The organism is Flavobacterium circumlabens (assembly GCF_004345565.1).
GTDB lineage: Bacteria > Bacteroidota > Bacteroidia > Flavobacteriales > Flavobacteriaceae > Flavobacterium > Flavobacterium circumlabens.
Window position 1 is genome coordinate 74,792 of sequence record NZ_SLWA01000010.1, and the last position, 18,261, is coordinate 93,052.

Annotated in this window: 16 protein-coding genes; 12 read left to right on the plus strand and 4 right to left on the minus strand. The window is 37.5% G+C overall.

Annotation, left to right across the window (positions count from 1 at the left end; genetic code table 11):
• Position 1: 1 nt before the first annotated feature.
• Entirely contained in the window at positions 2–2,518 is a 2,517-nt protein-coding gene (gene topA, locus EV142_RS20230) for a type I DNA topoisomerase (protein WP_132037662.1), read from the minus strand.
• Between the two features lie 401 nt (positions 2,519–2,919).
• On the opposite strand from topA, the gene miaB reads away from it, so the two are divergent.
• The 8 genes from miaB (at position 2,920) to EV142_RS20270 (ending at position 12,063) form a co-directional block, all read left to right on the plus strand.
• Positions 2,920–4,365 carry a tRNA (N6-isopentenyl adenosine(37)-C2)-methylthiotransferase MiaB gene (gene miaB, locus EV142_RS20235; protein ID WP_132037663.1) on the plus strand — a complete coding sequence of 482 codons (1,446 nt, stop codon included), beginning with the start codon at positions 2,920–2,922 and terminating at the stop codon, positions 4,363–4,365.
• Positions 4,366–4,470: 105 nt separating this feature from the next.
• Positions 4,471–5,730: a sigma 54-interacting transcriptional regulator gene (locus EV142_RS20240; protein WP_132037664.1), complete on the plus strand. Its 1,260-nt coding sequence runs from the start codon at positions 4,471–4,473 to the stop codon at positions 5,728–5,730.
• Between the two features lie 189 nt (positions 5,731–5,919).
• Complete coding sequence (locus tag EV142_RS20245; RefSeq protein WP_132037665.1) at positions 5,920–6,423, plus strand: LptE family protein; 504 nt, start codon at positions 5,920–5,922, stop codon at positions 6,421–6,423.
• A 77-nt stretch (positions 6,424–6,500) separates the two neighbouring features.
• Complete coding sequence (locus tag EV142_RS20250) at positions 6,501–8,138, plus strand: tetratricopeptide repeat protein (RefSeq protein ID WP_132037666.1); 1,638 nt, start codon at positions 6,501–6,503, stop codon at positions 8,136–8,138.
• Positions 8,139–8,141: 3 nt separating this feature from the next.
• Positions 8,142–8,480 (plus strand): preprotein translocase subunit SecG, encoded by a 339-nt coding sequence (gene secG, locus EV142_RS20255; RefSeq protein ID WP_132037667.1) that lies wholly within the window; start codon positions 8,142–8,144, stop codon positions 8,478–8,480.
• A gap of 140 nt (positions 8,481–8,620) precedes the next feature.
• A complete protein-coding gene (locus EV142_RS20260; protein ID WP_012023920.1) occupies positions 8,621–8,896 on the plus strand; it encodes a co-chaperone GroES in 276 nt (91 codons plus the stop codon).
• A 130-nt stretch (positions 8,897–9,026) separates the two neighbouring features.
• Positions 9,027–10,655 carry a chaperonin GroEL gene (gene groL, locus EV142_RS20265; RefSeq protein ID WP_132037668.1) on the plus strand — a complete coding sequence of 543 codons (1,629 nt, stop codon included), beginning with the start codon at positions 9,027–9,029 and terminating at the stop codon, positions 10,653–10,655.
• A 184-nt stretch (positions 10,656–10,839) separates the two neighbouring features.
• Positions 10,840–12,063 (plus strand): alkaline phosphatase family protein, encoded by a 1,224-nt coding sequence (locus EV142_RS20270; RefSeq protein ID WP_132037669.1) that lies wholly within the window; start codon positions 10,840–10,842, stop codon positions 12,061–12,063.
• 45 nt (positions 12,064–12,108) lie between these two features.
• On the opposite strand, the gene EV142_RS20275 is transcribed toward EV142_RS20270, so the two are convergent.
• The 3 genes from EV142_RS20275 to EV142_RS20285 form a co-directional block, all read right to left on the minus strand.
• Positions 12,109–13,638: a SulP family inorganic anion transporter gene (locus EV142_RS20275; RefSeq protein ID WP_132037670.1), complete on the minus strand. Its 1,530-nt coding sequence runs from the start codon at positions 13,636–13,638 to the stop codon at positions 12,109–12,111.
• Between the two features lie 298 nt (positions 13,639–13,936).
• Positions 13,937–14,149: a hypothetical protein gene (locus tag EV142_RS20280; protein WP_132037671.1), complete on the minus strand. Its 213-nt coding sequence runs from the start codon at positions 14,147–14,149 to the stop codon at positions 13,937–13,939.
• Positions 14,150–14,191: 42 nt separating this feature from the next.
• Entirely contained in the window at positions 14,192–15,172 is a 981-nt protein-coding gene (locus EV142_RS20285; protein ID WP_132037672.1) for a hypothetical protein, read from the minus strand.
• A gap of 184 nt (positions 15,173–15,356) precedes the next feature.
• On the opposite strand from EV142_RS20285, the gene EV142_RS20290 reads away from it, so the two are divergent.
• The 4 genes from EV142_RS20290 (at position 15,357) to EV142_RS20300 (ending at position 17,650) form a co-directional block, all read left to right on the plus strand.
• Positions 15,357–16,355: a sensor histidine kinase gene (locus EV142_RS20290; protein ID WP_132037673.1), complete on the plus strand. Its 999-nt coding sequence runs from the start codon at positions 15,357–15,359 to the stop codon at positions 16,353–16,355.
• Positions 16,328–16,885 (plus strand): LytR/AlgR family response regulator transcription factor, encoded by a 558-nt coding sequence (locus EV142_RS20295; RefSeq protein WP_238698606.1) that lies wholly within the window; start codon positions 16,328–16,330, stop codon positions 16,883–16,885. The genes EV142_RS20290 and EV142_RS20295 overlap by 28 nt, the downstream gene beginning before the upstream one ends.
• 44 nt (positions 16,886–16,929) lie before the next feature.
• Positions 16,930–17,037 carry a hypothetical protein gene (locus tag EV142_RS24485; protein ID WP_238698648.1) on the plus strand — a complete coding sequence of 36 codons (108 nt, stop codon included), beginning with the start codon at positions 16,930–16,932 and terminating at the stop codon, positions 17,035–17,037.
• Between the two features lie 118 nt (positions 17,038–17,155).
• Complete coding sequence (locus EV142_RS20300; RefSeq protein ID WP_132037674.1) at positions 17,156–17,650, plus strand: hypothetical protein; 495 nt, start codon at positions 17,156–17,158, stop codon at positions 17,648–17,650.
• Positions 17,651–18,261 lie beyond the last annotated feature (611 nt).

Sequence of the window (18,261 nt, forward strand, 5' to 3'; positions counted from 1 at the left end):
TTTATTTCTTTTTAGCAGCTGTTTTTTTAGCTGGGGCTTTTTTAGTTGTTGTTGCTTTTTTCGCTGGTGTTTTCTTAGCCGGTGTTTTTTTGGCGATCATTTCCTGAACTTCTTCCAATGTCAGCTTTGTAGCATCAACATCTTTACTCAGTTCAATTTTGATTTTACCTTTTGTAATAACCGAGCGGCCCCAACGTGCTTTTTCAACCAAAATCCCTTCATCCTCCCAATTATGGAGTACTTTATCTATATTTTTCTGCAATTTATCCTCAATCAGTTCTTCAACATCAGATTGGGATAAATTATCAAAATTGTATTTTTTACTTACGTTTACAAAAAGGCCGTTCCATTTGATGAATGGACCAAAACGCCCCACACCTTTCTGAACTCCTTCTCCTTTATAAACTGCAATTGGCGCATCTGCAAGTGCTTTTTCGTCAATCAGTTCCTGTGCTCTTTCTTTAGAGACACCCAAAGGATCTTCTCCTTTCGGCAAAGAAATAAAAGCACTTCCGTGACGTATATAAGGGCCGTAACGACCATTACTTACCTCTACTTCTTCTCCTTTATATTCCCCTAAACTCTTCGGCAATAAAAACAAATTAAGTGCGTCTTCTAAGGTGATGTTTCCGATATTCTGATCCGACATTAAGCTGGCGAATTTTTTATCTTCATCATCTGCTTCTCCAATTTGAGCCATTGGCCCGAATTTTCCTAAACGAACAGAAACCTGTCTTCCGTCAGCATCCTTCCCTAAAATTCTTTCACCGCTTTCACGTTCAGCATTAGCCTCAACTTCTTTTACATTCGGGTGGAATTTATCGTAGAATTCCTGCATCATGGTCGCCCAGTCAATATTCCCTTCTGCAATTTCATCAAAATCCTGTTCTACTTTTGCTGTAAAATTATAATCAAGGATGTTTCCAAAATTCTTAACAAGGAAATCTGTAACGATAGTACCGATATCCGTTGGAACCAATTTTCCTTTATCAGAACCTGTATTTTCTTTCAACAGCTTTTCTCCAACCTTACTGTTTTGCAAAGTAAGTTGCGTATAGTTGCGTTCCTGACCTTCAAGAGTTCCTTTTTCAACATAATTCCTGTTGATGATAGTCGAAATAGTTGGTGCATACGTAGACGGACGGCCAATTCCTAATTCTTCTAACTTTTTTACCAGCGAAGCTTCTGTATAACGTGCCGGTGGTCTTGAATATCTTTCGGTAGCCGTAATATAATTATTGGCTAATTTTTCATTTACTTTTAAGGCCGGAAGCATCCCTTCCTGCTCTTCCTCGTCATCATCATGTCCTTCTAAGTATACTTTTAAGAAACCTTCAAAAAGTAAAACTTCTCCGGAAGCAGTAAAAATTTCACCGTGATTATTGGCTTCAATTTTTACGTTTGTTCTTTCCAGTTGCGCATCACTCATTTGAGATGCCAATGTCCTTTTCCAGATCAAATCATATAAACGTGCCTGATCACGATCAATATTTACAGTGTGACGCGACATGTCTGTCGGACGAATTGCTTCGTGAGCCTCTTGTGCTCCTTTACTTTTAGTAGCAAAAGTTCGGGGCTTAGAGAATTCTTTTCCGTATGATTTTATAATTTCAGCTTCTGCAGCATCCATAGCATCTTTAGAAAGGTTTACACTATCCGTTCTCATATAAGTGATAAGTCCGGCTTCATATAAACGTTGTGCTAACTGCATCGTGATTCCAACGGGCAAATACAATTTTCTGGCCGCTTCCTGTTGCAAAGTCGACGTCGTAAAAGGTGCTGTTGGAGATTTTTTGGTAGGCTTGGTTTCTAAATCCGCTACCTTATATATAGAACCGATATTTTGTGTTAAGAAATCTTCGGCTTCTTTTTTAGTCGTAAAGTTTTTTGGTAATTTGGCTTTGAATGCTTTTCCGGCTTCATTAACAAATTCTGCCACAACGGAATAACTCGCAACTGCATTAAAATTCTGAATTTCACGTTCTCTTTCCACAATTAAACGAACAGAAACAGATTGCACACGGCCAGCAGACAAACCGCCTTTAATCTTTCTCCATAAAACAGGTGATAATTCATACCCCACTAAACGGTCTAAAACACGACGCGCCTGTTGGGCATTTACCAAATTATAATCGATTTCTCTTGGATTTTCGATTGCTTTAAGAATGGCACTTTTGGTGATTTCGTGAAAAACAATTCTTTTGGTTTTTTTAGTATCCAGTTTTAATTCTTCCGCAAGATGCCATGAAATAGCTTCCCCCTCGCGGTCCTCATCACTTGCCAGCCAAACCATTTCGGCATTTTTAGATAGTGCTTTCAGTTTACTTACTAAGGCTTTTTTATCCGGAGAAACTTCATATTTAGGTTTAAATCCATTTTCTACATCTACTCCTATTTCTTTTGACGGTAAATCGGCTATGTGTCCATAACTTGACTCAACCTGAAAATCACTTCCTAGAAACTTCTCTATCGTTTTCGCCTTTGCAGGTGATTCCACTATTACTAAATTCTTTGCCATTGTTCTATATTTCTGCAACAAAAGTATCTATTTTTTTTAAATATCAACCTTGCTTATGCATTTTTGAAGTATTTTGATAATATGTTTCTAAAAATTACAGATTTATCTGTAAACCTGTCGATAATATATATAGGTATAACCTTTAAAGGTTTATACTCCGGAAATGTGCTTTTTTTAACACTTAAAATCCCATAACCTAAATTACATCTTCACTTTAGAAGTACAGAATAAGAACAAACATTGAAAGAAAAGAAAACTTTTCCCAACAAATCTCAAACCTGAACTCTAAAATTACCTGTATTAAAAATCTATCAACATTTCTGAAAACATTGTTAATTCTTTATCTGACATCTTGTCATCTTTATAGGTTTTGCGTTATCTTTGCACTTTGAAATTACGCAATGGAAAAGATTATTGAAGAAAGTAAGCAAGGTGAAAATCTTGTTTTAGAAAATAAACCTGAGAATACTAAAAAGCTTTTTATAGAAAGTTACGGCTGTGCGATGAATTTTTCGGACAGTGAAGTCGTAGCTTCCATTTTATACGAAGGCGGCTACAATACAACTTCAGTTTTAGAAGAAGCCGATCTGGTGCTGGTTAATACCTGTTCAATCCGCGATAAGGCTGAACAAACCATTCGTAAGCGTCTGGAGAAATATAATGCCGTAAAACGTATTAATCCGAAAATGAAAGTGGGCGTTTTGGGCTGTATGGCCGAACGTCTGAAAAGTCAGTTTCTGGAGGAAGAAAAAATAGTCGATCTTGTGGTAGGACCTGATGCGTACAAAGATTTACCCAATTTACTGGCGGAAGTTGAAGAAGGCCGCGACGCAATTAACGTAATTTTATCGAAAGAAGAAACGTACGGTGATATTTCGCCTGTTCGTTTAATGAGCAATGGAATTACAGCTTTGGTTTCCATCACCCGTGGTTGCGATAATATGTGTACGTTTTGCGTTGTACCTTTTACACGTGGTCGTGAACGCAGCCGTGAGCCACAAAGTATCATGAAGGAAATTCAGGATTTATGGGACAAAGGTTTTAAGGAAATTACACTTTTAGGACAAAACGTTGACAGTTACCTTTGGTACGGAGGCGGCCTGAAAAAGGATTTTGTAAATGCTTCCGACATGCAAAAAGCAACTGCTGTTGATTTCGATCAGTTACTAGAAATGGTTGCTGTTGGTTTTCCTAAAATGCGCATCCGATTTTCGACTTCTAATCCGCAGGATATGCACGAAAGCATCTTGCATGTTATTGCAAAATACCCGAATATCTGTAAACATATACACTTGCCTGTTCAGTCCGGAAGTGACCGAATTTTAAAAGAAATGAATCGTCTGCACACTCGTGAAGAATATTTGACGTTGATTGACAAAATCAGATCTATTATTCCGAATGCTTCGATTTCACAAGATATGATTGCCGGTTTCCCAACAGAAACAGAGCAGGATCACCAGGACACCATGAGTCTGATGGAATATGTGAAATATAATTTCGGTTATATGTATTCGTATTCGGAACGTCCCGGAACTTTGGCCGGAAGAAAAATGGAAGATGATGTTCCGGAAGAAACCAAAGCCAGAAGATTGCAGGAAATTGTCGACTTACAACAAAAACACGCCTGGTTCAGAAGCGAAGAATTTGTGGGTCAGACGGTTGAAGTTTTAGTCGAGAAAGTTTCTAAAAAATCAACAGAGGAATTCTCAGGAAGAAATTCACAAAGTATTACGGTGGTTTTTCCAAAGGAGCATTATAAAATTGGTGATTTCGTAAATGTAAAAATCACAAGCTGTACCAGTGGAACCTTAAAAGGAGAAGCTGTTGGACTGAGCAGCATGAATTAAAATTGTTTCAAGTTTCAAGTTTCAGGTTAAGCAAAGAACCTGAAACTTGAAACCTGAAACAAAAATATAAGCCAGAGTTTAATAAAAACTTGAAACAAAAAACACATGGAAACAGTTCAGGCAATAAAACAACGTTTTGAGATTATCGGGAATGACCCGAAATTAAACCGCGCCATAGAAAAAGCCATTCAGGTTGCTCCTACTGATATTTCGGTAATGGTAACCGGTGAAAGTGGTGTTGGTAAAGAAAATATTCCGAGAATCATTCATTCGCTTTCACACAGAAAGCATGGTAAATATATTGCAGTAAACTGTGGAGCCATTCCGGAAGGAACAATTGACAGTGAACTATTTGGTCACGAAAAAGGTGCTTTTACAGGTGCAACCAGCACACGCGAAGGATATTTTGAAGTGGCTGACGGCGGAACAATTTTCCTGGATGAAGTAGGTGAATTGCCTTTAACAACCCAGGTTCGTTTACTTCGTGTACTGGAGAACGGAGAATTTATAAAAGTAGGTTCGTCTCAGGTTCAGAAAACGAATGTGAGAATCGTAGCCGCAACCAATGTCAATTTATTCAATGCCATCGAAAAAGGAAAATTCCGTGAGGATTTGTACTATCGTCTGACTACTGTCGAAATTACATTGCCACCGCTGCGCGAAAGAAATGAAGACATTCATTTGTTATTTCGAAAATTTGTGGCCGATTTTGCACACAAATACAAAATGCCGCCCTTGAGACTGGACGACAATGCGGTGCTGCTCCTGCAAAAATTCAGATGGAACGGAAATATTCGTCAGTTGCGAAATGTGGCGGAACAAATTTCGGTTTTAGAAACCAATCGCGATATTTCCCTGGCAACCTTGCAATCTTATTTACCAACTGAAGGAAGCAGTTTGCCTTCTGTAATCAATGATAAGAAAAAAGAAAGCGATTTTAGCACAGAAAGAGACATCTTATATAAGGTTCTTTTTGACATGAAAAGTGATTTGAATGATTTGAAAAAACTGACTTTAGAATTAATGAAAAACGGTTCTTCGAAAGTACAGGATATCAACCCTAACCTGATTCAGAAAATATACGGTTCACAGGAAAATGAGAGCGAAATAGATTTTGAAGAAGAGCCAGGAACAGCCGTCATGGCCCCGGCAACCCGCGAAGATAATTATCACATACAGGATGATAACAATTATCTGGATGCCGAAACAATCGAGGAAGAAGAAATTTTACGCCTGGAACAAAAAGAAATCGAAATGATCAAAAAATCATTAGAAAAAAATAAAGGAAAACGTAAAGCTGCTGCCGATGAACTAGGGATTTCAGAACGAACTTTATACCGAAAAATTAAACAATTCGATCTCTAATAGAAAATTCCAACCCTGAAGCCCTCGGGATAAATTCCAAATTCCAAATTGCTATATTTGAAAAAAATTGGAACTAAACCCAACACCGGAGAATTGCAATGCAATTCTTAAAATTGGAATTTGGACCCGAGCGCTAGCGAACTGGCGCAGCAATTTAAAAAATTGGAATTTTTATTACCCCAACAATTTATGAAAAAAATATATTCTTTATTAGCCTTAATAAGCCTCTTTATGCTAAGTGGCTGCTCTGTTTATAACTTTACAGGAACAGGGAAAATTGATGCAAAAACGTTTCAGGTTAACTTTTTCCAGAATAATGCCGATTTGATCGAGCCGGGAATCGACAGGGATTTTACTTTGGCACTGCAGGATTTAATTCAGAATCAAACGAATTTAAACTTAGTCAGCAATGGCGGAGACTTGGTTTATGAAGGAGAAATCGTAGACTACAGAACAACTCCAATGACAGCGACTGCAGATCAGCAGGCGGCTCAAAACCGTTTGACGATCCGTATTATGGTGAGATTTACCAATAAGAACAAGGAATCTGATGATTTCGAAAAAACATTTGAATTCTATAAAGATTATCCGGGCACACAACAACTTGTAGGTTCTTCCCTGAATGCTGCCATTAAAGAGATTTACGACAGAATTACCCAGGATATCTTTAACGATTCATTGGCTAAATGGTAAAATGTTGATTTGTTAAATCGTTAAGCGGTTTGCAAACGATTGAACAATGAAACGAATAAACGATTAAACAAACAAAAATGAATGTAACTGATTATACACACCTAATAAACAAACCCGATGCTATTACTGAAAAGCAAACGGAAGCATTAGGCAATGTTCTGAATGAATTTCCTTATTTTCAAAGTGCCAGAGCATTGCGATTAAAAGGACTTTACAATCAGAATAGTTTTAAGTATAATTATGCTTTAAAAGTTACGGCAGCTCATACTACAGATCGTTCCGTATTATTTGACTTTATCACTTCTGAAACCTTTGTCTCTATTCAAAATGAGTATTACGATCAAAAACTCAAAGACCTTTTGAACATTACTGTTTTTGAAAGTGAAGTTGTAATACCTGAAATCCAGAAGGTTCCTGCAATAAGAATTGATCCGATCGAACAATCTATTTTGTCTTCTATAAGAGAAGCCACAACAGTAGTTTTTGAAGAACATAAAAAACCAGAAGAAAAACCAGTTGATGTTGTTGTTGAGCAACCTGTTCTGACTCCTGTAAAAGAAGAAGTTCCAGTTTTTATAGAAGAACCAATAGCAATCGAAGAAATCACTTTAGACTCTTTTGTAGAACAAATCGTTTCTCCTGCTGTCAAAGAAGAAGTTCCAATTGTTATTGAAGAACCCATTACAGTCGAAGAAATTACAATCGATTCTTTCGTAGAACAGTCAGTACCTACTTCTGTAGAAGAAGAAACTCCAATTGTTACGGAAGAACCAATTAGAGTAGAAGAGATTACAATTGATTCTTTTGTGGAACAGCCAGCTTCAACATCTGTAGAAGAAACCCCAACTGTTACGGAAGAACCAATTAGAGTAGAAGAGATTACAATTGATTCTTTTGTGGAACAGCCAGCTTCAACTTCTGTAGAAGAAACCCCAATTGTTACGGAAGAACCAATTATAGTGGAAGAGATTACAATTGATTCTTTTGTAGAACAGCCGGTGTCTGCTTCTGAAGAAGAAGAAACCCCAATTGTTACGGAAGAACCAATTATAGAGGAAGAAAGAGAACAAACTCCCGATATCCGTGTTGAACCGATTGAAGAATCCGTATATAATTCTATAAAACAAGCTACAACAGTTGTTTTTGAAGATTTAAAAGAAACTGAAGTACCAAAAGAAGTTGAAGTTTCTGAAACAGTAAAAAATGCCGAGGAAAATCTGGAAATCGGAAAACCTTTGGATTTTTCTGTTAATGAAAAACATTCTTTCCAGGAATGGCTGCAACTAGCCCGAACAGAACCTATTGACAGAACAAAAGAAGGTCCTGCAGAAAATAAAGAAAAGGTAAAAGAAGCCGAAAAAGCTCCTGAACCCATAACTCAGCCTGTTGCTGAAACAGAAGAAACGGAGTCAATTGAAGAAGAAAAAAAGAAAAAAGCAGAGATTATTAATAAATTTATACAAACGAATCCGAAAATTCCGCCTATAAAACCAACTGCAATTGTTCCAACAGTAATGCTGGACCCCAACAAAAACGAGGACAATTCGTATTTAATGACCGAAACTTTGGCGCGTGTATATCTGGAACAAAAAAAATATACAAAAGCGATACAAGCATATGAAATATTAATTTTGAAATATCCAGAAAAAATTAGTTTCTTTGCAGACCGTATTTCGGATATAAAGATTTTACAACAAAATAACAATAATAATTAAACAATGAGCACATTTTCAATTTTTTTAGTTTTAATCACAATAGTTTGCTTTCTATTGATCGTAGTAATCATGGTTCAAAACCCTAAAGGAGGCGGATTGTCTTCTACTATCAGCGGAACTCAAATGTTAGGTGGAGTACAAAAAACAACAGACTTTTTAGACAAAAGTACCTGGACGTTGGCTACTATCCTTATTGCATTAATCTTACTTTCAAGCTTAAGCTTTACAGGATCATTAAGTGATACAGATTCTAAACTTATTGAAAAAACGGAAGCACCTGCGACTACGCCTGCAGCTCCGGCACAAGGAACTCCTGCTCCGGCAGCTCCAGCAGCAAAATAATATTTTTGATATAAAATTAAGATGCCAGCCTGTCAAAGCTGGCATTTTTTTTAGGAAATAATGTCAGTTTTTTGAGCATGGCACAATTTCTGAAAGTTTAATGAACGTTAAAAAAGTATAACCTAATATAATATAAAATTATGGCTTTAAATATTAAACCGCTTTCAGACCGCGTACTTATTGAGCCTGTAGCAGCTGAAACCAAAACTGCTTCAGGAATTTTCATTCCGGACACTGCCAAAGAGAAACCACAAAAAGGAACTGTAGTAGCCGTAGGAAATGGATCTAAAGATCACACCATGACCGTGAAAGTTGGCGATACTGTTTTATATGGTAAATATGCCGGAACAGAATTAAAACTGGAAGGAACTGATTATCTGATCATGCGTGAGGATGATATCTTAGCGATAATCTAAAATTGCTGTAAGCTATAAGCTGCAGGCTTTTGAAAAAGCTCAAAGCAAAATTTACAAATTAAAAACAAATACTAATTCAGCAGTAGGAAAAGCCTAAAGCTTAAAGCCTCCTGCCTAAAGCAAAAATAGAATGGCAAAAGATATAAAATTTGATATTGAAGCACGTGACGGATTAAAACGTGGTGTTGATGCATTGGCAAATGCTGTAAAAGTAACTCTTGGACCAAAAGGTCGTAACGTAATTATCGGAAAATCATTTGGTGGACCAACAGTTACCAAAGATGGAGTTTCGGTTGCAAAAGAAATCGAATTAAAAGACCCATTAGAAAATATGGGTGCACAAATGGTGAAGGAAGTTGCTTCTAAAACCAATGACTTAGCAGGAGACGGAACTACAACTGCTACAGTTTTAGCTCAGGCGATTGTAAAAGAAGGTTTGAAAAACGTTGCTGCAGGAGCAAATCCAATGGACTTGAAACGCGGTATCGATAAAGCAGTTGAAGCTATCGTTGCTGACCTTGCAAAACAAGCTAAAGTTGTTGGAAGTGATTCTGATAAAATCAAACAAATTGCTTCTATCTCTGCAAACAATGACGAAGTGATTGGTGATTTGATCGCTACTGCTTTCGCTAAAGTAGGTAAAGAAGGGGTAATTACTGTTGAAGAGGCTAAAGGAACAGATACTTACGTTGATGTTGTTGAAGGAATGCAGTTTGACAGAGGATATCTTTCCCCATATTTCGTTACAAATCCGGAGAAAATGGAAGTTGAATTAGACTCTCCATACATCTTATTATACGACAAAAAAGTATCTTCTTTAAAAGAATTACTACCAGTTTTAGAGCCGGTTGCACAATCAGGAAAACCATTATTGATTATTGCTGAAGATGTTGACGGAGAAGCGCTGTCTACTCTTGTAGTAAATAAATTAAGAGGTGCTCTTAAAATTGCTGCTGTAAAAGCTCCTGGTTTTGGAGACAGAAGAAAAGCAATGTTAGAAGATATTGCCATCTTAACGGGTGGTACTGTAATTTCTGAAGAAAGAGGATACACTTTAGAAAACACTACAATTGAAATGTTAGGAACTGCAAAAAGAGTTTCTATCGATAAAGACAACACTACAATTGTAAGTGGTGCTGGTGAAGCTGATATCATCAAAAACAGAGTAAACCAAATTAAAGGTCAGATGGAAACTACAACATCTGATTATGATAAAGAAAAATTACAGGAGCGTTTGGCTAAATTAGCCGGTGGTGTTGCTGTTCTTTATGTTGGTGCTGCTTCTGAAGTTGAAATGAAAGAGAAAAAAGACAGAGTTGACGATGCTTTACACGCAACTCGTGCTGCTGTTGAAGAAGGAATCGTTGCTGGTGGTGGTGTAGCCCTTTTAAGAGCTAAAGCTGCATTAGCAGACCTTAAAGCCGATAACGCTGACGAAGCAACCGGAATCCAGATTGTAGCGCGTGCTGTTGAATCTCCGTTAAGAACTATTGTTGAAAATGCAGGTCTTGAAGGTTCTGTAGTGGTAGCAAAAGTAGGTGAAGGTTCTGGTGACTTTGGATACAATGCCAAAACTGACGAATATGTAGACATGCTTAAAGCAGGAATTATCGATCCTAAAAAAGTAACTCGTGTAGCGTTAGAAAATGCTGCTTCTGTTGCGGGAATGATCTTAACTACAGAGTGTGCCTTAATTGATATTAAAGAAGAAAACGGAGGCGGAATGCCAATGGGTGGCGGTATGCCGGGAATGATGTAATCGTTCTTCACTTCTTACTTTATAAAACGCCAAATAGCAAATTGCTGTTTGGCGTTTTTTTATCAGTTGCAGTCTCAGTCGCAGCCGCAGTAACTGTTTACAAAAATTTAATGATTGCAAAACTGCGACTGAGACTATAAACTGCGACTATTTAAATATCTTTGCAGCTCTATTAAATTACAAAATGAGAAAATTCACTACTCACCTGTTCCTTTTTACATTTTTACTTCTTACCACTTTTTCACATGCCCAGACCAATAAAGACACTTACGTAGTCTTAGTTTCAATGGATGGATTTCGTTGGGATTATGCCAAACATTTCAAACTTCAGAATCTTGATAAAATTGCCAAAGAGGGTGTTCATGCAAAATCAATGAAACCTTCCTATCCAAGTAAAACTTTTCCGAATCATTATTCTATAGTAACAGGACTGTATCCGGATCATCATGGTATTATTAATAACGTTTTTTATGATGCTCAACTTAACGAATCCTTCTCCTTATCATCGAATGCTAAAAATGATTCCCGATTTTATGGCGGAAACCCCATTTGGAATGTTGCCGAACAACAAGGAGTAAAAACAGCTTCTTTTTTCTGGCCGGGATCAAATACCGATCAGAAAAGACCTGGTATTTACAAAAAGTATGACGATAAAGTATCGTACGAAAGCCGAATGGACACCGTAATAAAATGGCTGCAGCTTCCTGAAAAACAAAGACCTCATCTGATTACTTTATACTTTGACCAGCCCGATCATACCGGACACGACTTTGGTCCGCTTTCTGCTGAAAACAAAAAAGTAATCATTCAGATGGATTCTATTATGGGACAATTGTCTTCAAAACTGGATCAGTTGCCTATCGGGAAACAAATCAATTTAATCATCGTTTCCGATCACGGAATGGCCGATATCAGCAATGCTAAAAAGGTTGCCATTTTAGACTATCTAAAACCCGAATGGTTAGGGTACAAAGCCGTTATTAATCCGATTATGAGCTTGCAGGCCAAACCCGGTTGTCAGGATTCCATCGCAGCAGCTTTAAAAAAAGTACCGCATATCAAATTATGGAGAGCCGGAAAATTGCCCAAAAGATTGCACTATGGCACGAATCCGCGGGTGCATGATTTTGTTATTGAAGCCGAGAAAGGATATAGTTTAGTAAATGATAAAGACCAAAAGATAAAAGGAGGAACACACGGATACGACAATAAAAACAAAGACATGCAGGCTATTTTTTACGCAAAAGGCCCTGCTTTTAAAGTGAATAAAGAAGTCAGATCTTTTCAGAACGTTTCGGTTTATCCTTTAATCGCCCATATCTTAGGATTGAAAATAGATGAAGTGGACGGAAAGTTCAGCGAAGTGGAGGGGTTAATGAGGAAATTAGATAATGAGAAAATGAGATAATGTTTAAAATTTTCTAATTATCTCCTTGACAAATTATCTCATTATCTAACTCACCACTTTATAAGTCGGATCTTCAATTACATTTACCTTAATTACTGCTTCGGCATTTTTGAGCAGCAGGATGCAATCAGGGCTCAAATGCGTCAGTTCGACCGTTTTGTTTAACTGACTGTATTTTTTCGTCAGATTATTCAAAGCTTCAATAGCAGACATATCGGCTATACGGCTTTCTTTAAAATCAATAATCACGTGACCGGGATCGTTCTGAATATCGAATTTTTCCATAAAAGCAGCTATTGAACCGAAGAATAAAGGCCCGTAAATTTCATAGTGTTTTACACCTTCTTCATCCGTGAAATGTCTTGCGCGAATTCTTTTGGCACTTTCCCAGGCAAAAACCAATGCCGAAATAATAACTCCAATTAATACCGCCAAGGCCAGATTATGCAGCAGAATTGTAATGAGGGCAACCAATATTCCAACAAAAATATCATGTTTGGGCATCTTATTTATAATCCTGAAACTTGCCCATTCGAAAGTCGTTATTGCCACCATCATCATCACCCCAACCAAAGCCGCCATTGGTAATTTTCCGATTACCGGAGCACCAAAAAGTATGATGATCAAAATGGTCAGTGACGCAATTATTCCGGAAAGTCTGGCTCTCGAACCTGCCGAAAGATTCACCAGTGTCTGTGCAATCATCGGGCAGCCGCCCATTCCAAAGAAGAAACCGTTTAAGATATTCGAACTTCCCTGGGCAATACATTCCCGATTGCTGTTTCCGCGGGTTCCCGTAATTTCGTCCACCAGATTTAAGGTTAGCAGCCCTTCTGTTAAACCAACAGCTGCAACGATTACCGAATACGGAAATATTACTTTAAGCGTATCAAAAGAAAAAGGAATATTGGGAATATGAAAAGGCGGAAATCCACCCTGAACAGAAGCAATATCTTCTACTGTTTTGGTATCAATATGAAACAAAAGTACAATAGCGAAAACCACCATTATGGCAACCAAAGAAGCCGGAACTGTTTTTGTAATTTTAGGAAAAAGAAGAACAATACCCACTGTCAAACCAACCAAACCCAACATAATGTAAAGCGGTGTGCCCTGTAGCCAGGAAACCTGCCCGTTTACAACCGTTTTAAATTGTTCCAGCTGCGACATAAAAATAACAACAGCAAGTCCGTTTACAAAACCAAACATGACGGGCTGCGGCACCAGTCTGATAAATTTTCCGAGTTTAAAAAGTCCGATACAGATTTGTACGATTCCACCGAGTGCGACCGCTGCAAACACATATTCAATTCCATGCGATTTCATCAGGGCGATCAGAACAATTACCGTTGCTCCTGCCCCACCCGAAATCATTCCGGGTCTGCCGCCAAAAACAGCGGTAACCAAACCGGCAATAAAAGCAGCGTATAAACCAACCAACGGAGGAAAACCAGCCAGAATGGCGAACGATAAGGATTCGGGAATCATGGTCATGGCTACGGTTAGCCCTGCTAAAATTTCATTTTTATAATTAACCTTTTGCGAAAAGTCAAAGAGGGAGTACGCTTTTTTCATAAGAGCACAAATTTAAAAAATTATGCGCATAAACAGAACAAACATTCTCAATACTGAAAAAGTCCGGAAATTTATTATCCGGAAGAAACCGTTCTTTTTTAAAACTGATTCAATAATAACAATACAACCGAAAGGATAAAACTAATCATATAATAATTTATTGGAAGCCTTTTTCTGGCTTGAATGTAACGTATGGTGAAGAAATTATGACAGCAAAAGTATCATTAATCTTTTATATAAAAACGGGTATTTTCCCCTGATTTTGACCAGGAAAAATACCTCCGGTATGCTATAAATATTATTCTAAAGGCACACAGATATAACCCAGGCAGTTGACATAGTCTATTATGTTTTTGGGTTCTAATGCAACACCCTCAACTCTTAAGATTTTGTCACAGTCCTCCAGGTCAAAATTGACTTTATAATGTGGAAACTGAGTCTGGATAACCGCAATGATATAATTTTTGTCCAGTTCTCTCTGAACATTTGTTTTAAAAACCTCAACTGCCATAATCAATTATTTTAAGTACTAAAAAACCGTAATTCTAATTTTCTAAAAAGGGTTGTACGATATTCCGAATCTAAAATACCCCTGGGTGTCTTCTTTATGATCGTAAACATATCGATTGGTGCGCTCTCCCTTTTCGGTAATTCTGGTGCTTAAAACGTTATTCACGCCGCCTTTTATCATGCCAATTACCTTTGGTGAGAAGTGATATTCATAAGTAATACCCGATTTTAGTTCCAGCTGGTTTAACTCATAAATTCCTTTTAAATTTGAGGTATTTAAATTTAAGTAAAAATTTTCTGAATTTAACTCCGTTCCTAAGGAAATTCTTCCATTTTCTAAAAGCTCCCTCCTGAACAGCAAACGCTGCGGAAGAATAAAATCAATATCCCATTTCGAATTTTCGAACTTATGGTTATACGTAAAAAGCGGTGTAACCGGGATAATAGCAGAAGGATCTAACATGGCCAGCGCTCCAATGGTTATAGTTGTACTGGCCGTTCTTTTAAGCACCAAACTGGCCGTTGCAAAACCTTTTACCCGTTGCACATTCTCCTCGTTTCCGTCTACCGTAGCGGTTGCGTTGTAAATAATAGGCTTCTTAAAAAGTGTAGACATATAGGTCGCACTTACAGCCGCAGCGAGGTAATGAAAATCCTGCTGATTCCTGGTGTAGGATGTCGCTGTATTATAATTGTAAATAGTTCCGAAATTGTAGGTTTCATATTTATAACGAAGCGAAGCTGTTAAAATAAAGCGCTTCGAATCAGATACGTAAAACGGCATATTAAATGCTGCTTTTAGTCGGCTATGGCTTTCAATTCTGCCTCTTTCCAAATCATTCCCAAAAAGCTCCGAATCATAATTGGCCGGGCCTAATTGTTCGTATTGTACATCAAAAGTCCGGGTGGTCGGGAATTTGTCGGTTATTGCTTTAGCAAAAGTTTTCATACCCGGTTCTTTTTCCTGAGCCATAATTTGCAACGATGTACAGACGAATAATACAGAAATGATTTTTGCTCTCATAAATTGGCTTAAAATTTAATTGTTCCCGGGATTGCTGATTGAAACCCTGGATCAAAAGTAATGGAGATCCTTTTATTATAACAGCATAATTATACCAGTGGCGTATTATTTATACCAATGGCGTTCGTATAATTTTCACCAGACAAATACCTATAAACTATAATATTACCCTAATTTTGCCGTTATGACAATTCTTAAAATTTATCAGAACTTTTTCATCCGGAACCTCATCATAAGTACGCTTGTTATCGGAATTATTTTTGTCTGCATTTATGATGAAATTAATTATAAAGGTAGAGACAGTTTTCTTTTGCTGCAGAATATCTGCATCGGATATATTCCAATCTATCTCGGAATATTATTTAGCAATCTTTTCATCCTTAAAAAATTTCTTTTTAAGAAAAGAGTCAGGCTTTTTTGGCTGTTTTATCTCACGTTCTGGATTGGATATTACATTTTCATGAGCTATTATTTTGATTACGTAGGCCTTGGACGTATTAAAACATTGTCTATTTTATCGTTAATCTGCAACGGAACGTTCCTCTACATACTTCATGCGCTGATTATAAATAAGTTTTCGCAAACCGACAAAGATATTATGAACTTCAAGTCGGAACTTTCCTTTTTAAAACAACAGCTCAATCCGCATTTTCTGCTGAATGCCATGAATAATTTGTACGGAGAATCGCTTTCTGATCCTGATAAGGTGCCGGACAGAATACTGAATCTCTCAGACATGCTGCGCTATCAGATTGAAGCTACTAAAAAAGATTATGTTTTCTTAAACGAAGAAATCGATTTTATTAAAAAATATGTGGAGTATTATACTTTTAGAAATGAAAGGCTTGTGATTACCCAAAATTTTGAAGGCGCTGTTGACAGCATCGATATTCCGCCCTTGTTCTTCTTGCCTTTGGTAGAAAATGCCGTGAAATTTTCGGCAGAAATGCCGGAACCTTTTATCCATATTGATTTGAAGGTAAAATGTCAGAATTTATCTTTTACCATAAAAAACAATTATCTGGATTCCGGTTCGCGGCTTTCAAGCACCGGAATTGGAATCGAAAACCTGAAAAGGCGCCTTGAAGTGTACGGACTAAAACATGAACTGAGCTGTAAAAAAGAAAAAAATACCTTTATTGTAAAATTAAACATATGGCACTTACCTACCGCTGTCTCATAATAGATGACGAATCGCCGGCACACAAGGCGCTCGCATCGCACATTTCGAAGTTCGACGAACTGGAACATTCCGGAAGTGCCTTCAGCGGAATGGAAGCGGTAAAAATGCTCAACGAAAACAACTACGATATTATTTTTCTGGATATCAATATGCCCGTAATTTCGGGGGTTGAATTGATGGAATTACAGCCCAATCGCCCGCTTACGATTGTCACGACGGCATACTCTGACTACGCTCTTTCGGCTTACCAAAACGATGCGATCGATTATTTACTTAAACCTATTTCGTTTGATAAGTTTGCCAAAGCCATCGAAAAAGCCAAGATTTACTTTTCCGGAAATACGATTAAAAAAGGGACTACACCTAACGGAAAAATACTTTCGCAACGTGTAAACGGCCAAATGACGGATATTCTTCTGAGTGACATTCTGTATATCGAAAGCCTTGGCAATTATATGAAACTCTATAGCGCGAGGCTCAATCTGCCACTCATTATTTACGGTTCGCTCTCGAGCATTCGGCAGAAATAGACAGCGCTAATTTTCTTCAGGTACATCGTTCTTATATTGTAAACATCAATAAAGTGACCACTACCACTTTCAAAACCTTAACGATGTGTAATAATGAAATTATTCCGGTAGGAAGAAAATACCAGATTTTACTGGATAGTTTTTTCAAATAATTGCTAAATCTTGCTAATTTGTCCTATTTTATTATAAATATGCCTTTTTAAGGCTGTTCAATTCCTTAATTGACCTTTAGTTTACTGTTTCAATTATTTTTAATTAAAACCATAAACTATGGCAATCGAAAATTTAAATTCCCTGCACTACACATCACAGGAAAAAACTATTGTAGCAAACGCTCTGGCCACTATTGAAGGTTCTCTTGCCGCAAAATTCAAGAATCTTACACCCGAAGAGCGAACGAAGTACGGTAGTGTAAACGAGCAAAACAAACTTGTAATCAACAAGGTAAAAGATTTCAGAACCAATCAGCCTGCCTTGAGCAGTCCCGATATTGACTGGGTCGAATTTCAGAACGATGTGGACTCGAGAGAATTTGTTCAAAGTATAATCGCACGTTTAGAAAGCCTGGCCAGCAGCCTTAAGAACAATAAAATCCTGCACGATTTCGATTGTTATCAGGCCGCACTTACCGATTATGATTTCAGTAAATACAAAGTCGGCACAAAAGCCGCTGGTTTTCAGGTGAAGGTAAACGAACTGGCACAGTTCTTTAAGAAATCAGGTACTGCTAAAACAGAAAATCCTCCTGAAAAAGAAATTCAATAACAATAAAGAACCTTCCGGAAGTTAAATTTCAGAAGGTTTTTTTTATGAGGTTACTTCTATGAGATTCCATCATCTATTTTTTAGGTTCTGTCATCTGTCATTTAGGTTACGGCAGGCATCAATGGCGTATGGCCGCATAAATTATACCTCAGCAATACAAATAGACACATCTAATGACCCGTTTGATGATGAAAATACCTCAAATTTGGCGTACCTAACCTAAAGCTTCCTTTACAGCACCCTACCCGTGACTGCTTACATGCCAATCACGACTGACCGAACGTATCCTTATACGTTGGGGAACGCCATTGATGATTGTTTTTGATAGTCAGGTAACTGATTTCACGTCATCGCTTCTTTATCAAACCTCGCTGATGATGCTTTCACATTTGTCATTTTAACCAAAGAGAAAATCATCCTGCAAACAATACTCAACTGCAGCATTTGTCATTTCGACGAAGGAGAAATCTCCGTTAGAAACTCGACAAAGTTTTATACCCACTGAAATGGAGTTGCTTGCGAAGATTTCTCGTTCCTCGAAATGACAGAACTGCACGACAAACAATACTTATCCGCAATATTTGTCATTTCGACCGAAGGGAGAAATCTCC

What these genes read in the sequence shown, in the direction of transcription:
- secG (WP_132037667.1), top strand. Translation starts at nt 8,142, where the DNA reads ATGAGCACATTTTCAATTTTTTTAGTTTTAATCACAATAGTTTGCTTT.
- groL (WP_132037668.1), top strand. Translation starts at nt 9,027, where the DNA reads ATGGCAAAAGATATAAAATTTGATATTGAAGCACGTGACGGATTAAAA.
- EV142_RS20280 (WP_132037671.1), bottom strand. Translation starts at nt 14,149, where the DNA reads ATGGCAGTTGAGGTTTTTAAAACAAATGTTCAGAGAGAACTGGACAAA.
- EV142_RS20250 (WP_132037666.1), top strand. Translation starts at nt 6,501, where the DNA reads ATGAATGTAACTGATTATACACACCTAATAAACAAACCCGATGCTATT.
- EV142_RS20290 (WP_132037673.1), top strand. Translation starts at nt 15,357, where the DNA reads ATGACAATTCTTAAAATTTATCAGAACTTTTTCATCCGGAACCTCATC.
- EV142_RS20300 (WP_132037674.1), top strand. Translation starts at nt 17,156, where the DNA reads ATGGCAATCGAAAATTTAAATTCCCTGCACTACACATCACAGGAAAAA.
- EV142_RS20260 (WP_012023920.1), top strand. Translation starts at nt 8,621, where the DNA reads ATGGCTTTAAATATTAAACCGCTTTCAGACCGCGTACTTATTGAGCCT.
- EV142_RS20295 (WP_238698606.1), top strand. Translation starts at nt 16,328, where the DNA reads ATGGCACTTACCTACCGCTGTCTCATAATAGATGACGAATCGCCGGCA.
- EV142_RS20270 (WP_132037669.1), top strand. Translation starts at nt 10,840, where the DNA reads ATGAGAAAATTCACTACTCACCTGTTCCTTTTTACATTTTTACTTCTT.
- EV142_RS20275 (WP_132037670.1), bottom strand. Translation starts at nt 13,638, where the DNA reads ATGAAAAAAGCGTACTCCCTCTTTGACTTTTCGCAAAAGGTTAATTAT.
- miaB (WP_132037663.1), top strand. Translation starts at nt 2,920, where the DNA reads ATGGAAAAGATTATTGAAGAAAGTAAGCAAGGTGAAAATCTTGTTTTA.
- topA (WP_132037662.1), bottom strand. Translation starts at nt 2,518, where the DNA reads ATGGCAAAGAATTTAGTAATAGTGGAATCACCTGCAAAGGCGAAAACG.
- EV142_RS20285 (WP_132037672.1), bottom strand. Translation starts at nt 15,172, where the DNA reads ATGAGAGCAAAAATCATTTCTGTATTATTCGTCTGTACATCGTTGCAA.
- EV142_RS20240 (WP_132037664.1), top strand. Translation starts at nt 4,471, where the DNA reads ATGGAAACAGTTCAGGCAATAAAACAACGTTTTGAGATTATCGGGAAT.
- EV142_RS20245 (WP_132037665.1), top strand. Translation starts at nt 5,920, where the DNA reads ATGAAAAAAATATATTCTTTATTAGCCTTAATAAGCCTCTTTATGCTA.